General features: G+C 49.2%; 13 protein-coding genes. 9 read left to right on the top strand and 4 right to left on the bottom strand.

Annotated features, from left to right (window positions below; genetic code table 11):
- Positions 1-63 precede the first annotated feature (63 nt).
- The 5 genes from NtB2_RS02970 to nusG all read left to right on the top strand — a co-directional run bounded on the left by NtB2_RS02970 (position 64) and on the right by nusG (position 5,223).
- Positions 64-2,265 (top strand): PBP1A family penicillin-binding protein, encoded by a 2,202-nt coding sequence (locus NtB2_RS02970; RefSeq protein ID WP_225867043.1) that lies wholly within the window; start codon positions 64-66, stop codon positions 2,263-2,265.
- Between the two features lie 141 nt (positions 2,266-2,406).
- On the top strand, positions 2,407-4,215 hold the full coding sequence (locus NtB2_RS02965) for an acyltransferase family protein (protein ID WP_109245463.1): 1,809 nt from the start codon (positions 2,407-2,409) through the stop codon (positions 4,213-4,215).
- Between the two features lie 41 nt (positions 4,216-4,256).
- Complete coding sequence (gene rpmG, locus NtB2_RS02960; RefSeq protein WP_109245462.1) at positions 4,257-4,406, top strand: 50S ribosomal protein L33; 150 nt, start codon at positions 4,257-4,259, stop codon at positions 4,404-4,406.
- Between the two features lie 2 nt (positions 4,407-4,408).
- Positions 4,409-4,600 (top strand): preprotein translocase subunit SecE, encoded by a 192-nt coding sequence (secE, locus tag NtB2_RS02955; RefSeq protein WP_109245461.1) that lies wholly within the window; start codon positions 4,409-4,411, stop codon positions 4,598-4,600.
- Between the two features lie 62 nt (positions 4,601-4,662).
- Positions 4,663-5,223 (top strand): transcription termination/antitermination protein NusG, encoded by a 561-nt coding sequence (gene nusG / locus NtB2_RS02950; protein ID WP_109245460.1) that lies wholly within the window; start codon positions 4,663-4,665, stop codon positions 5,221-5,223.
- A gap of 417 nt (positions 5,224-5,640) precedes the next feature.
- On the opposite strand, the gene mscL is transcribed toward nusG, so the two are convergent.
- Positions 5,641-6,021 (bottom strand): large-conductance mechanosensitive channel protein MscL, encoded by a 381-nt coding sequence (gene mscL, locus NtB2_RS02945; RefSeq protein WP_109245459.1) that lies wholly within the window; start codon positions 6,019-6,021, stop codon positions 5,641-5,643.
- Between the two features lie 45 nt (positions 6,022-6,066).
- Positions 6,067-8,379, bottom strand: a complete 2,313-nt coding sequence (locus NtB2_RS02940; protein ID WP_109245458.1) for a Xaa-Pro dipeptidyl-peptidase — start codon at positions 8,377-8,379, stop codon at positions 6,067-6,069.
- 553 nt (positions 8,380-8,932) lie between these two features.
- Between NtB2_RS02940 and gla the strand changes: the two genes are divergently transcribed.
- The 4 genes from gla to NtB2_RS02915 all read left to right on the top strand — a co-directional run bounded on the left by gla (position 8,933) and on the right by NtB2_RS02915 (position 13,364).
- Positions 8,933-9,820, top strand: a complete 888-nt coding sequence (gla, locus tag NtB2_RS02930) for an aquaglyceroporin Gla (protein WP_109245456.1) — start codon at positions 8,933-8,935, stop codon at positions 9,818-9,820.
- 82 nt (positions 9,821-9,902) lie between these two features.
- Positions 9,903-10,940, top strand: a complete 1,038-nt coding sequence (add, locus tag NtB2_RS02925) for an adenosine deaminase (RefSeq protein WP_109245455.1) — start codon at positions 9,903-9,905, stop codon at positions 10,938-10,940.
- 274 nt (positions 10,941-11,214) lie between these two features.
- Entirely contained in the window at positions 11,215-12,288 is a 1,074-nt protein-coding gene (locus NtB2_RS02920; RefSeq protein WP_109245454.1) for a DUF4352 domain-containing protein, read from the top strand.
- 2 nt (positions 12,289-12,290) lie between these two features.
- Positions 12,291-13,364: a YvbJ-related protein gene (locus tag NtB2_RS02915; RefSeq protein ID WP_109245453.1), complete on the top strand. Its 1,074-nt coding sequence runs from the start codon at positions 12,291-12,293 to the stop codon at positions 13,362-13,364.
- Positions 13,365-13,544: 180 nt separating this feature from the next.
- On the opposite strand, the gene walJ is transcribed toward NtB2_RS02915, so the two are convergent.
- Both walJ and NtB2_RS02905 read right to left on the bottom strand, forming a co-directional pair.
- The gene (gene walJ, locus NtB2_RS02910; RefSeq protein WP_109245452.1) at positions 13,545-14,357 is read right to left on the bottom strand and encodes an exodeoxyribonuclease WalJ; all 813 of its coding nucleotides are present in this window, start codon (positions 14,355-14,357) and stop codon (positions 13,545-13,547) included.
- 9 nt (positions 14,358-14,366) lie between these two features.
- Complete coding sequence (locus NtB2_RS02905) at positions 14,367-15,788, bottom strand: ATP-binding protein (protein ID WP_109245451.1); 1,422 nt, start codon at positions 15,786-15,788, stop codon at positions 14,367-14,369.
- Positions 15,789-15,813: the final 25 nt, after the last annotated feature.

Genomic DNA, 15,813 nt, shown 5'->3' with positions numbered 1-15,813 from the left:
AGACTGACCCGTCGCCGGAAGAAGGCGACAGGCGACCAGTCGAAGACAGCCAAAAAAGAAACCATCATCAATAAGGAAAGCAACCCAGTCAAATACTACGCTAGTAAGGTCTGGCGTCCTTTTCGTCGTTTTTGGAAAAAATACAGCCTGACCAAGGTCAGCCTGATTGCCCTGATTGTCTTAGTTGTAGCGACCGGCTCTTATCTCTTTTATCTGGCCAAGTCGGCCAATGTTTCTGTCCTGCAGAGCTCGATTTCTGCCCAGACAGAAATCATCGATAAAAACGGTAATGTTGCCGGCGAGCTCTATGGCTCAAAGGGCTCATCGGTCGAATTTAATCAGATTTCTGACAATGTTAAAAATGCTGTCGTGGCGACCGAAGACCGGACCTTCTACAAGAACCACGGGGTCAACCTTGGCCGTTTTATCCTGGCAACCGTGACGCTGGGCCGTTTTGGGGGTGGTTCTACCATTACCCAGCAGTTGGCTAAAAATGCCTATCTGACCCAGGCCCAGACCATTGACCGGAAGGCTCGGGAGTTCTTCCTGGCCCTTGAAATCAACAAGCACTACAGCAAGCAACAGATTCTGACCATGTACCTCAATAATTCCTATTTTGGAAATGGGGTCTGGGGGATTCAAGACGCTTCTGAAAAGTACTTTGGCATACCTGCCAGCGACCTGACGGTCGACGAGGCGGCGACGCTTGCTGGCATGCTCAAGGGGCCTGAAATCTACAATCCTCTTTATAAGAACGCTCAGTACGCCGTCCCTCGCCGGAATACGGTGCTTCAAAACATGGTCAATGCCGGCTTCCTCAAGCAAGATGAGGCGGATGGCTATGCCAAGGTCGACCTGCTCTCTGAGCTCAAGGACAACTATGTCCCTCAGACCAAGTCTTACAAGTATCCAAGCTATTTTAATGCCGTTATTACTGAGGCTGAAAATAAATTTGGCATGACCCTCCAGGAAATCATGAACAATGGCTATAAAATCTACACCAGCCTAGACAGCAACATGCAGACCGGCATGCAGGCGACCTATAGCAATGTTTCCCTCTTTCCTCAGGCGGCTGACGGGACCTATGCCCAGTCAGGCTCTGTCGCCATTGACCCCAAGACTGGCGGTGTGTCGGCCTTGGTCGGAAATGTGGACACGGGTGACTACAATGCCTTTTTGAACTTTAACTATGCGACCCAGTCCAAGCGGTCAACCGGCTCGACCATCAAGCCATTGATTGCCTATCTGCCGGCTGTCCAGTCAGGCTGGTCGACAGACAAAGTCCTCTCAGACGTCGGCAAAAATTTTGGCAGCTCAAGCAATCCTTATGAGCCTAAAGATGACGATGGCATGACCGGTCATACCGGCCAATACGATGGGACAAACTACGCCAGCGGGACCCTGCCGATGTACCAGGCCCTGGCTAATTCCTACAATATCCCAGCCCTGAATACCTACCAGAGCATCGGCCCTGAAAAAGGGAATGAACTCGGCAAGACCTTTGGCCTGAATTTGACTGACAAGAACAACATCCTGCCGACAGTCCTGGGATCAGGGGTCGAGACTAATCCCTGGCAGATGGCCCAGGCCTATGCGACTTTTGCCAATGGTGGGGTCATGAACACGGCTCATATCATCAACAAGGTCGAAAATGCGGCAGGCCAGACCATCCATAAGGCCAAGGTTAGCCAGACCCGGGTCATGAGTGAGTCTGACGCCGACAAAATGACCAGTATGATGCAGGGGACCTTTACCAACGGCTCTGCCTGGAACGCCGCACCGTCAAGCTATGCCATGGCCGGCAAGACCGGGACCAACAACACCACCGACCAATGGGTCATCGGCTACACACCTGACATCGCTATCGCCCTCTGGGTCGGATTCCCTCAGGAAAGCAATGCTCAGTATCAGCTCGAAGGCACATCCTCAGGTCAGACTTCCGTCATCTTCCGGGATGAGGCCAGCTATATTCTGCCTTATACGCCAGGGACGAAATTCAACTCTGAAAATGCCTACGCCGCCCACGGCATCAGTCCGCTTGCTGCCGACTGGACACAGACCCGGCAAAATCAGGATAACATCGTCGCGACCGAGCAATATAAAAACAACACAACAGGCAACGCCCCTGTACAAAGCTCAGGGAGCAATAGTTCTGACAGCTCTAGCAATGATTCCAAGCTCGGCGAGAAAATCAAAAAGGGTCTAAACGACGTCGGCAACGCCGCTAAAGACCTCTGGGACAAGGCCTCAAATATTTTTAATTAATTTGTCGAAAGGGCTCGAAAAAAATTAAATATATGGTAAAATTAGAAGTAACAGATGACTAATGTGACAAGGCTGAGCCGAACAGGCAAGGTCCTCAACCACCACTAAAAGATTTTATAGGAAAAAAGAGAGAACACATCAATGAAGCGTTATATTAATGGCTTTAATGGGCTCCGGACACTGGGTGTCCTGTCCGTCATTTTATACCACCTCTTCCCGCATGGCTTTAGGGGAGGCTTTCTTGGTGTTGTCCTCTTTTTTGTACTCTCAGGCTATTTGGTGACCAATTCGCTGGTCGGAGAATTTGAGCGAAGTGGTAAGATTGATGTGCTGGGCTTTTATAGAAAGCGGATCAAACGCCTCTATCCCCAGATGATTACGGTCTTTCTGGTCGTAACGCCCTACCTGCTGATTTTCCAGCAAAACTTCCTCCAGGGCCTGCGGGCCAACTTCCTCTCGAGCGTCTTTACGGTCCAAAACTGGTGGCAGATTTCTCAAGGCTCGTCCTACTTTGCCAATAGCGGAGGCGAAAATCCTTTTAAGCATATCTACTATCTCTCGATTGAGGGGCAATTCTTCATTGTCTGGCCTCTGATTGTCTTTCTGCTGTTGAAGTTTGTCAAAAGTCGCTTCCATTCTTTTGTAATGACAAGCGTCTTGACCCTGATTTCAGTGGTCTTGATGATGGCCATGTTTCATCCGGGCATGGACCCAAGCCGGGTCTATTACGGAACGGACACCCGGGCCTTTAGCCTTCTGATAGGAGCCAGTTTTGCCTTTATTTATCCGATGAACAAGCTCGGTGGTAAGGTCAACAAGCGGGGCTACAAGCTGAGTCTGCAAGTGACCATTGGCCTCCTGGCCCTTCTTGCCCTGGCTTACTTCTTTATGCCTGACCAGTCTGCCTTTACCTACTATGGTGGCATGTGGTTGATCAGCCTGCTCTCCATGCTCTTGATTGCCTTGGTCGCCCATCCGTCCCTTGCTGCTGGGAAAATCTTTTCTAATAAGGTCTTTGACTATATCGGCAGTCGTTCTTATGGGATTTACCTCTGGCAGTTGCCGGTCTTTGCATTGGCAGCCAGCAAGATTGTCCATGTGACGGCCTGGTATCATGTGCTCTGGCAGCTCCTCCTCATATGGGGCCTGGCAGAGCTTTCTTACCGCTTTGTCGAAAAGCCGGTCATCGCCTTTGATTTCAGCCGGCCAATCCAGCGACTTAAGGCTTTTTTTACAGCCCATTGGAAGAGCCGTCAGGCCATTGTGACCTATGTGATTGTGGCTTTGGCCCTCTTTTCTACCGTGATGATTTTGGCTTCGCCTAAGTCGCCTCACGACCAGCAACTCCTCCAGGACAAGATTTTGGCCCAACAAAAGGTCCTCCAAGAGCAACAGCTCAAGCAGGCCCGGGCCAATGTCTCGGCTTCGACCAAGACCATCGCCTCTAAATATGGCGTTGATTCATTGGTCGCTGAAAAGGCCAGCAAGATGAAGGTCCTTGCTGTCGGAGACTCTGTTATGGTGGCGGGTTCTGCCGACTTGCAAGAGGCATTTCCAAATATGCAAATCGATGCGGCAGTAGGCCGTCAGGCGCTTGACGGGCCATCCGTGCTCACGAGTCTCTTGGCGAAAACGCCTAAGCCTGATGCCATCCTCATTGGCCTAGGGACCAACGGCCCGCTTGAACAAGCGGATATTGATGGCATCATGAAACTGGCAGGCGACAAGCCGGTCTATTGGATTAATCTCCATGTGCCAACTCGGCCTTGGGAATCTGGTAATAACAGCCTGATCCAGGCCAACCTGAAGACCTACAAGAACCTGCATCTGGTCGACTGGCACGGGACCTCTAACGGCCAGACTGGCTGGTTCTACTCTGACGACATCCATCCGCAAGGACCGGGAGCCGTCGCGTACACCAAGCTGGTCGTCAATGACCTGGCTGGATAGCAAGATTTGTAATCAGGCCTCATTTTTGATAGAATAAGACTATGTTAAAAAAAGCAGGACTCGCATGTAGCGTTTGTGGTTCAAGAAATTATACGCTGAACCTCTCTGGAAACGCCAAAGAAAAGCGAGTAGAAGTCAAGAAATTTTGTAAGACATGTGGCAAGCACACACTACATAAGGAAACGAGATAAAGATGAAATTTATTAAATCTATTGGACAAGAATTGAAGTTGACCACCTGGCCAACAGGAAAAGAATCCATCCGTGACTTTTTCCAGGTCCTGGAATATGCGATTTTCATGCTCTTCTTTATCGCTATCTTTGACTGGATCAGTCAGCACGGGCTTTTGGCCATCGTGCACTGGCTACTTCCATTTACAAAATAAACGTGATATAATAAGAAAAAAGGCCAGCAGGCTTTTTCTTATACTAAAAATAGGAGACCATCATGGACGAAAATCAAACAGTAAACTTAGACCAGGGCTGGTTTGTCGTACAGACTTACTCAGGCTATGAAAAGAAGGTCAAAGAAGACCTGCTGGAGCGGGCTGAGCTCTACAACATGTCTGAAAACATCCTTCGGGTAGAAATCCCAACCGAAACCATCCGCCAAGAAGTCAACGGCAAGATGAAGGATGTCGAAGAAAACCTCTTCCCAGGGTATGTGTTGGTTGAAATGAACATGACCGACGAAGCTTGGTTTGTCGTTCGTAATACACCAAACGTCACTGGATTCGTCGGCTCCCACGGGAACCGTTCAAAACCAACACCACTCTTTGAAGAAGAAATCCAAGACATCTTGGTTGGCATGGGTCAAGCCATCCGTGAAATCAAGTTTGAAGTCTGGCCTGGTAAACGGGTCCGCATCATCGACGGAGCCTTCTCAGGATTTGAAGCCCCAATCACAGAAGTCGTCGGCGACAAGGTCAAACTCATGGTCGATATGTTTGGTCGTGAAACACCGGTTGAATTGGACATGCATCAGATTGATGAATTGCCTGAGGCATAAAGAAAAGCCCTTGGTTTGGGGCTTTTTTCTTTGGAGTCGTTCCGCTGTGGGAAAACCGCAAGAGAACTGTGTGGCCGCGAGCAGCCCGCTTCGCGGTCTCATCGCTAAATTGGGAGCCCAAGGTCTCCCAATTTGCCTTAATGACACAGTTTCTTGCGGTTTTCCCACAGCTACACTTAGTCGCGTTTCTTATAGCTAAATCATCTTACTTGTCCCAGTGAATCATTAAGAGAATTAGCTTACAAATAAAGATGCCTAAAGATTAGCAGTAGCAACCAAGCGAAACGCAGCGTGTGGAAATCATCGGCAAATTAGAACAAAGACCATGTTCCGCCGATTAGTTCCACCTTGAGCGGAGTGAAGCGACTCCCAGACACAAACCAAATACACCGGCACAAACAAAAAAGAAGGCCAAATCTAACCTTCTTTTTTCTGTTCTAACAACAAATCCCGGATTTCCTTAAGCGTCTCCAATTCTTCATTGACAACCACCGCATCTTCGCCGTTTTTCTTAGGGAAGAGCTTGTTGATGGACTTGATGAGGATGAAAATCACGAAAGCGGTAATCACAAAGTTCAGCACATCATTGATAAAGGTTCCGTACATGAATTTTGCTTTGCCAATGTGTAGGACCAGGCCAGTCAAAGCGCCTGACTGTAAGAAGAGACCGACGAGTGGGTTAATCAAGTTTTTGACGAGTGAAGTCACGACCAGCGTGAAGGCACCACCGATGATAACACCGACAGCCAGGTCAAGGACGTTGCCACGTAGGATAAATTCTTTGAATTCTTTTAACATTGTATCTCCAAAATTATTTTTTTATTTTCTTTATGAGATGAGGTCCTATTCCCCATCGCTATAGGGCACAATCAGGTGTGAGCGACCCAGGTCAATCTCGTAGCTGACCTCCCGGTTGTCCCTGATGGTGTGCTCAAAGTCGGTCGAATAGAGCAGGATCCGGAGCTTATCGCCCTTTTCCAGGCGATAGATATTGGGCTGCATGCTCAGGCGGAATTCCATCCATTCATCAGGTCGAACGGCCTTGTGCTCCATGAGGCCCTCCCGGTTTTGCAGGTTGAGAAAGGCCTTGCTGACCAGCTGATAAGGACTGTCAACCAGAGGAAGCTCAAGCAGGTCTTCCTGGGCAAAGTTGCGACCCCGGTCAAGGGCTTTAATATCAATGGCTTTTGCCCGATCAGGCAGGCGTTTTTTATTGCCAAAATCAAGGATTTGAGCAGAGAGGAGGGCCTTGCTGTCAGAGACTTTGACCTTGAGTTGGAGCTCGACACGACCGTTGATTTCGACCTCATCGAGGATGTCCAGGTCGATGACACTGGTCTGCTGGCTGATTTTACCAGTAAATAGCTCTTCCTTAAAGACCTTGAAATCCTTGCTGTACCGCTCAAAGTCGGCTTCATCATAGTGATTCTCAAATTTTTCAATCGAAACAGCAGTCTTGGCCAGCGGAATCTGGAGGATTTCCGAGCTTCCCCATTCGCTTCTGGCCGACCAGCTTTGAGCCCGGCCATTTTCCTGGAGGATGACTGGAGGGAGCTCGAGGCTGAGTGCTCTATCCAGCAATTTGGCAGAGAAGTAGCTATTGACCAGCTCTGAGAGGTCAATCGACTGCCAGCTGTTGATGTAGACATGCTCGCCTCGGTGGAGAATCAAGTGCTTGCGATGGCCTTCAGGCAGGGCATGCCAGAAATTGTAGGCCTGGTCAGGCGTGACGTTCCAGTCTTGGAGGCCGTGGATAATCAGGACATCGGCCTTGACCTCGTCAGCATGAGGCAGGTAGTTTCTCGCCTCCCAGAACTGATTGTAGTCGCCATAAGCCCGGTCAAGTGAGATGGTCATTTCCTTGAGCTTTTCCTGATAGGCTTCGTTATTTTCCAGAAAATCAGCCCCATCCAGGTTTTTAGAATAGGTCAACTCGGCCAGGACATCCAGGTCTTCGCCGGGATAGCCACCAGGAGATCGGACCAGGCCGTTTTCACGGTAGTAGCCATACCAGGAGCTGATACCGGCCTCAGCCAGGATGACCTCGAGACCGTCGACAGCTGTCGTTGCTGCCCCGTAGGCCATGGTACCCAGGTATGAACGGCCGGTCATGGCCACCTTGCCGTTGGCCCAGTCAGCCTTGACCTCATGGTCACGTCGCTTAGAAGTATAAGCCTTGGTCCGGCCGTTGAGCCAGTCAATGGCAGCGGTCATCGAGAGGACCTGCTGGTAATCGCCAGAAGTCTGAAAGCCGTCAGAGTCACGGGTCCCGATGCCGGCCACGTAGACGCTAGCAAAGCCACGAGCCAGGAGGTAGTCATTGAGCGAGTAGGTCCAGCCGTGGGTGAAGTCGTAGCTGGCTTCACTGGCCGTCTCAGCCTCAGCCTGCTGGCCGTATTCTTGGCTGGGAATGGCTTCGGGGTTGACGTGTAGGCTGCCCTGAGCCTTTTCGTTGAGGTCGACCTTCATGTCGTGGAGTTGCTTGTCATTGGCCCAGCCGTTGATGCCCAAGTGATAAGGGCTCGCCGTCATGACGACAGGGAGCTTGCCTCCATCAAAACTTGGCCGGATAATCTGGAGCTTGATGAGGTCTTTTTGCCCTCGACCCCAGCTGTCAACGTTAGATTCGACCCAGAGGATTTCCCGCTTGAGCTTGCTGGTGTCAAAAGTGGCGAGTGACTTGTCATTAAAGAAGTGGAATTGATTGTCGACTGGAATCAGACCTTCAGAGACCCATTGCTCGACGAGGGTCATCCCGTTTTTCCGGCGACTGGCCAGGAGCAGATAAAGACCTTCAATCAGAACTTCTGAGGTCAGCTCGAGCTCGTCGTCAAGCATGGGGAGCTTGCTTTTCTTGGCAAAATCCACCGCATGGCTCAGGTCGTATTCAAAATTAGCCGTAAAGCCCAGGAGCTGGAGGCTGATAGCCCAGTAGATTTCCCAGTCTAGGGCGACGTCGAGCTTCAAGAAGTCAGTCAAGGCCAGAGAAGGGCTGGCCAGGAGCTTGGTCATATCGACCGGAGAAGTGATGAGAAAGTCTCGAAGGATTTTCTTTGGCTCCCAAAAAACAGACCAGTGAAAGCCCAGATGATCAAGCTCGGCGAGCTTTTCGTCCATTGACTTTTCAACGATTGAAAAATGGTTAAATGTGACCATGTCCCCTTCTTTCTATAAGAAAATATTCTTATGTTATTATAACAAAATCCGCTGGAAAAGGCATCTGGTCTGGTGTTGAGGTTCTTGGGAGTTGGTCGTTGCGTTACAGCCTTCCGGGCAATCTGCTGTGGGGCCGCGAGCAGCCAGCTTTGCTGTCTCATCGCTAAATGTCGAGCCCTCAGGTCTCGCCATTTGCCACTTTTCACAGCAGTTTGCCCGGAAGGCTGTAACTTCACTTGTGCCTGATCTATAAAATATTATAAAAGAAGGGATGGCGTGGAGTGCTGGAGGAATAGGTGTTGACAGTGGAGTGGAGAAAAAATTGCCAGCGAACCGTGGAAATAGGCAAATCTGGAGACCTTGGGCTCCAGATTTAACAATGAGACAGCGAAGCTGTCTGCTTGTGGCCTCCACAGTTCGCTGGCAATTTTTTCGTAGCGAAACGGCTCCCCAACCCCTTCCAATAACAGGGCTTGACGACACCCCTTTTTTTCTGTATACTAGAAAAGCATGTGAACTCAAGCACAAAAAACAAATTTAATAGGAGAATTTCATGGATTACTCATGGATGATTAAGTACATCACTGAATTTATCGCCACGGCCTTTCTGGTCATGCTGGGGAATGGTTCAGTTGCCAACGTAGAACTCAAAGGGACAAAGGCCCACGGCCAGTCTTGGATTATCATTGCCTGGGGTTACGGGATGGCCGTTATGCTGCCAGCCGTTGCCTTTGGTAGCATCACAGCCCAGATGAACCCAGCCTTCACGCTCGGTCTGGCCATCAGTGGCTTCTTCCCATGGGCACACGTTGCCCAATACATCATTGCCCAGCTCCTCGGTGCAATGGTCGGTCAGCTCTTGATCGTCATGGTTTATCGCCCTTACTTCCTCAAGACGGAAAATCCAAACGCCATCCTGGGTAGCTTCTCTACCATCGACAATGTGGATGACAATACAGCAGCTAGCCGTACAGGTGCCATGATTAATGGTTTCCTGAACGAGTTTGTCGGCTCATTCATCCTCTTCTTTGGAGCGATGGGCTTGACCAAGGTCTTCTTCGGTAGCGAATTGACAAAAGGCCTCCAAAAAGCCCTCCAGGAATCTGGACAAACCATCAACCTCGGCAGTGTTTCGCTTGTCGACTCAATCAAACAAGGTTTTGCCCAAATCACAAGCGTGCAATATCCAAGCTTGGCCGTTTCTCACCTGGTGCTCGGACTCCTGGTCCTCGCCCTGGTTGCCGCCTTTGGTGGTGCGACAGGTCCTGCTCTAAACCCTGCCCGTGACCTTGGTCCCCGTATCGTCCACAGCCTCTTGCCAAAAGCAGTCCTCGGCGAAGCCAAGGGCGATTCTAAGTGGTGGTACAGCTGGGTGCCAGTTGCGGCTCCAATCCTTGCAGCCATCATTGCTGTAGCCCTCTTCAAACTGATTTATTTATAAGAAACAGCTTCGGCTGTTTTTTTTCTTGCAAATTTAACTAAAAGTGTTAAAATAGTAAAAATATATTTTTCAGGAGAAGCCCATGATCAGCCCAGCCCTTATTGCTCAAATGCCCAAAATCGAACTCCACTGCCATCTGGATGGCTCACTGTCTTTGGGGACAATCAAGCAATTGGCTGAAAATGCAGGGATCACTTTGCCTGCGACAGATGCGGAAATCCTGGAGCGGGCCCAGGCCCCTGAACACACGCAGAGCCTCCTCGAATATCTCGAACGCTTTGACTTTGTCCTTCCCCTCTTGCAGACCGCTGAGAATCTTGAGTTAGCAGCCTACGACGTGGTCGCCCAGGCCTCGGCTGATAATGTCAAATACATCGAAATCCGCTTTGCTCCAAGCCAACACCTTAAGCAGGGTCTGACCCTAGCCACAGCAGTAGAAGCCGTGATTGCTGGCCTGAAAAAAGCAGAAGCAGACTTTCCTGTCATCGCTAATGCCCTTGTCTGTGGCCTCAGACAAGAAAGCCTGGCCTCACTCTCTGAGCTGACGACCATCTTTGACGAGCTTTCATCAAAAGAAACAAAACTGGCCGGCTTCGATTTGGCCGGCGACGAGCTGAATTTCCCGCAAATTGGCTTTGATCCCCTGCTCGGCGAGATGACCAGTCGAGGTATTCATATCACCCTGCACGCCGGAGAATGTCCAGGCTGTAGCCAAAACGTCCTGGACTCGGTCAAGATGGGGGCTAGCCGGATTGGCCACGGCATCATGACCAAAGACCTGAGCGAAGCCGAGCAAGCAAGCCTCAAGGAAAAGGCGATTGTCCTTGAGATGGCTCCAAGCAGCAATTTCCAGACCAAGGCTATCAAGACGGTTGCTGACTACCCCTTCAAAACCCTCTATGACAAGGGCCTTCACGTCACGCTGAACACCGACAACCGCACGGTCAGCAACACCAACCTCCAGCAGGAATATGAAAAAATTGCCGGCTGGTACCCGGACTTCAAGCTTTCTGACTTTGAGCAAATCAATCATTATGCGATTGATGGGGCCTTTGTGGCTGAGGCTGTGAAGCAGGAACTCCATCAGTCTTTTGAAAAAAGCTATCAAGCACTTGCTTAAAATGTCCTCTAGCCAAGGGCTTTTTTTTATTTTTAGAATCCTTCAGCCGGAAGCTTTTTAATAAATTCGTGCAATATTATATAGATTATGCTAAACTTAAGTTAAGCCCTTTCAGGACTGAAATATCATTGTTAGCAACTTTAAGCTATTGAGCTTATAAAAAACCAAAGGCTAGCCTTTCTCTGTTGTACCAACAGAGAAAGGCTAGCCTTTCTCTGTTGTACCAACAGAGAAACCTATAGGCCTTCAACAAAATAGAAGAGGAACTGACAAAATGAAAATGAAACACTCCCTAATGTTTGCAGCGGCTGCCCTGGCTGGATTGAGCTTGCTCTCAGGCTGTGGCAACTCAAACAAGGCTGAAGCTAAGCTGGACATCAAGTCTGGGACCTATGTCCTGCAAGAAGGCAAGAATGTTGATACGGACGAAGGCTATCTGGCCCTCAACATCGACATGAAAAACACTTCTGGTAAAACAATTGACGGCATCTATGATGGCAGTTTCAAGCTCTATGATGATAAGGGCAATCAAATCAGCACAGAAAGTGTCTATGCTGACGGCTCTGATTCAAAATTTAAGACCTTGTCGATGGGAAACCTCGCTCCAGATAAGGACCTGGTCGGTTACCTGGTCTTCCAGGTTGACAAGGGTCAAAAATATGAGCTCCATTATTCGCCAATGCCAACGTCTAAGGACAAACCCAAAGACATCGTTGTCAAAGTTGATAGTAGCAAGTACTCAGACCCAACAGTCAATCTGAAGAAGATGGCCCAGGGCTATGTTGACAATGTCTTTCTTGCTAAAACTTCAGAAGTTTCTGGTCTAAGCAATGACCTGAAGAAGGCCCACAACGACTTTAATAGCCTCTTTGCAAAGAACTTTGATAAGGAATTGAATATTGATAGTTACTATCAACCTTCTCAAGCTGAGTTGGATAAGGTGGTCACAAGCTTTGAGGCTGAAAATGCCAAACGTGGCACGGTCGAATATACGGTCAGCAGCATGTTCCCAGACTATGCTGTCGTCAAGGTATCTCCTAGCGTCCTCGACTTTGATGACTTGAATGCAGACTCTATCACGACTGATTGGGTCAATGCCAATGAAGGCAAGTTTGATGACTATGATGCAGCGATGAAGGCAGCAGCGAAGAATCTGATTCAAAACCTGCCGACAAAATTCTCATCCATCACACCAAGCCAACCTTCAACGATGAGTTCAGGTGGTGAAAAGCTGATTTTGACCAAGGGAAGCGATGGCAAGTGGAAGGTCAACGATACAGACTCTGACTCAAACTATGACTTCAAGCAACTCCAGTCTGACTTCATGGGAGGAGTTTCAAACTACTAAAAATGCAGACTAAAAAAATTAAGCAGATTGCCGGAATCATTGTGGCTGTCGCTTTTTTTCTAGGATTAATCGGCCTTTACAGCTATTATTCTAGGAAGAGTAGCGCAGCCCATGCGATTCAAGGCATTGAAAAGGCCATCCAAAGCAGGGATTATCAAGCCTTTAGCCAGTTTGTCCCGACTTTTAGCAATGGCAAAAAAATCAGCCGACTGGAATTTGAAGCCTTTGTGACCGCGGAAAGGCAGGCGAAATCTGGAGAAGTAGAACAGCTCATCAAGAGCGAGGCCTTCAAGGAGAAGGACAGAGGCTTCTTTTCCAGCAAACAGTACCTTCCCCAGGACAGAAAAATCAGGCTGACCAGCCAGGAGGAAGGGACGAAAATCAGCTTTCTACAAGGAAAAGATCAGCTGACAAAGCCTGCTGAGACCGGGGCGAGCGTCGGGGACTTTATCCCAGCGAATTACCCGCTGACCTACCAGGTCGCTTCAGATGCCTTTGGAAAATTTGAAGAAAAGGCAAGCATCGACTTGACCACTGAAGATGGCAACCTAGACGTTCAAGAAAAGCAGGGCTTCCTAGAAGCTGAAAAAACGCAAAAGGGATTTCTTCAGCTGATGGTCAATTATTATACTTCCTGGGCAGATTGCGTAAATGGGAACTTCAATTTTGGAGCTATTAAGAGTGCGACAGCAGCTCTTATTGCTGGCGAGAAGGACAGCTGGAAGGAGATTATACCAGAGCTTGCCAGCTATCAAGAGAGCTTTCAGCACTTTGTCATTAATACAGACTCTCTGAAATTTAGCGATGACAGTACTGATAAAGAGACGGTCATCTATGATGTCTACTTTGACGACAGCTTGACCCTCAAATCGAAGACCGGCAAGTCAGCTTCGGACAATCGCAAAAATGTGACCGTGACCGCCGTCTTCAATCCTGAACAAAAGAGCTGGCAGATTGACGAGCTGGACTTTGAAGTCTCAGCCGAAGAGCCAAAAGACGGGGCACACCAGCAAAAGACCAGCCTGGACAGCCCAGAAGAGATTGTCTGGCGGGCTGACCAGCAGAATAAGCTTTAATCCATGGCTATTAAAAAGTATATGAACTTTTCGAAAAGGGAGAAGCTAAATGAAAAAGAAGTGGAAGCGTGTGTTATGAGAAAGCATATATTTAAGCCTTAGTATAAAAAGACAGTCCAGAACTTGGACTGCCTTTTTTTATATGATAATAAAAAAGCCGAATCTCCCGACCCGACTTTCTTAAATATCATAAAGCTTACTTGCATGCTCATGACTCGTATCAATAATCTTGACCTCACGTTGCGTATCTACATCGTGCTGGGCCAGAAAGCCGTTCATGGTCATGTGGGCGAGCTCTTGGATGTTGTTATTGAGGCTCAGGTGGCCCAGGAAAATCTTCTTGGTCTTGTTGCCCAGGACGTTAAAGGCGGCTTCGGCCCCGTCTTCATTGGACAAGTGGCCTTGGTCGCTGAGAATCCGCTGTTTGGTCTTCCAGGGGTACTGACCCATCCGGAGAATCTCAACGTCGTGGTTGGACTCCATCAGGTAGGCGTCGGCATTTTCAATGGTCCCCCGCATCCGGTCAGAGACGTAGCCAGTGTCGGTCAGCATGACAAAGGATTTATTGTCCTTCATAAAGCGATAAAATTGCGGTGCAATCGCATCATGGCTGACTCCGAAGCTTTCGATATCCAGGTCGCCAAAGGTCATGGTCTTGCCCATCTCAAAGATGTGCTTGCGCTCGGGATCAATCTTGCCCAGCATACTCTTGCTGTCAAGCTCTTGCCAGGTCTTTTCGTTGGCATAGAGCTCAAGGCCGTGCTTGCGGGCGAGTACTCCAATACCCTTGATATGGTCGCTGTGTTCATGCGTGATCAAGAGGGCATCGATATCCTTGATGTCCCGGTCGATTTCAGATAAAAGACTCTCGATTTTCTTACCGGAGAGTCCTGCGTCGACTAAGATTTTTTGCTTTGGCGTCTCGAGGTAAAAGGAATTCCCCGTCGAGCCGGAAGCCAAGATAGAATATTTGAAACCTGTTTCGTCAGTCATGTTGTCCTTCTAAAAGTCATTGTCAATATCATCCATCAGGTGGTGGTCATAAGGGAGGAGCATGTGGATGGTCGTGCCAGAGACACCATCGGACTCGGCGTAGATACGGCCGTTGTGGAGCTCGATGATGTCTTGGACCAGGGAGAGGCCAAGGCCAGTCCCTGGGATTTTGGAGTTTCTGGAGGCATCGACCCGGTAGAAGCGGTCGAAGATTTTTGGCAGTTCTTTTTTAGGAATTCCCAACCCTTCATCGGAGATCCAGAGATGGATCTTGTCTTGGAGATCGCCTTCGATTTTCATACCAATGCGGATAGTCCCGCCGTTTGGCGAGTATTTCAGGGCATTGGTCACGAGGTTGTCGACGACCTGTCCTGCCTTGTCGGTCTCCATCTCCACCCAGACTTCTTCATTGGGGAAGTCGGTCACAATGCGGAAGCCCCGCTTAGAATAAACCGGGTCGTTGTGGAGGACCTGCTGGAGGCGACCGATATGATAGTCCATAAAGTTCTGCAGGTTGACGATTTCCTTCTTTTCCTGGAAGTCTTCCCGATTGATTCTGGAGATCTCAAGGAGTTCATTGACCATCCGAATCAGGCGGTTGCTCTCTTCGATAGAGGTCTTGATGAAGGTCCGAGCCAGCTCAGGGTCATTGATGGCCCCGTCGTCCAGGCTCTCCAGATAAGAAGAAATCACGGTCAGCGGGGTTCTCAGCTCGTGGGAGACATTACTCAAGAAGAGCTGGCGTTTTTTCTCAATCCGGACTTCAAAGGTCGTGTCACGAAGCAGTGCCACCATCCCTGAGAGAATCCCTGAGCCGTCTCTCATGTTGGTAAAGCGGACTTCCAGCCATTCGCCCTCCCGGTCCTCAGAAGGATTGGGGATGCTGATGACAGGTTGCTCAACGACCAGCTGGTGGAAGCTGTATTGGTCGCTGAGATTGAGGAGCTCGAGCAGGTTATAACAGCTGATGCTCTGGATGTCGACATCCAGCAGGCTCTCGACCGGCGAGTTTGCCAGGATAATCTGGCCCTTGCGGTCAGTCGCAATCAGGCCTGCCGTGATATAAGAGAGGATATTGTCCAGCTGTTGGACCTGGTCTTCCAGTCGGTCAGTTGGAAGTGAGAGATTTTGCTTGAGGGCCTGGGATTGCTCATAAATCAGCTCCAGCTCAGAGAGGTTTTTTTTGCTGAGCTGGTCGACCACATTCTCTGGTAAAAAGTGATTCAGCTGGCGGGTCGCCTTGCGGGCTGAAATCTTAAAGCGCATCAGGATATAGACGACCAAAAAGAGGCCAAAGAGACCAAAGCTGACAAAGAGAATAAAGCTGGTCGGCTCTTCAGTCAACAACCTAAAATAGAGAATGATAAATAAAATAAAAGCAAGGAGGTAAAAGCTTACCCCCCTAAAAAGAATGGAATGAAAGAGTTTCATCGTCTTCTCCTAGTCAAATCTAGCA

Source organism: Lactococcus termiticola, from assembly GCF_003116835.1.
GTDB classification, from domain to species: domain Bacteria; phylum Bacillota; class Bacilli; order Lactobacillales; family Streptococcaceae; genus Lactococcus; species Lactococcus termiticola.
Note: the sequence above shows the minus strand (reverse complement) of the source record. Positions and strands in the feature narration are given on the sequence as shown.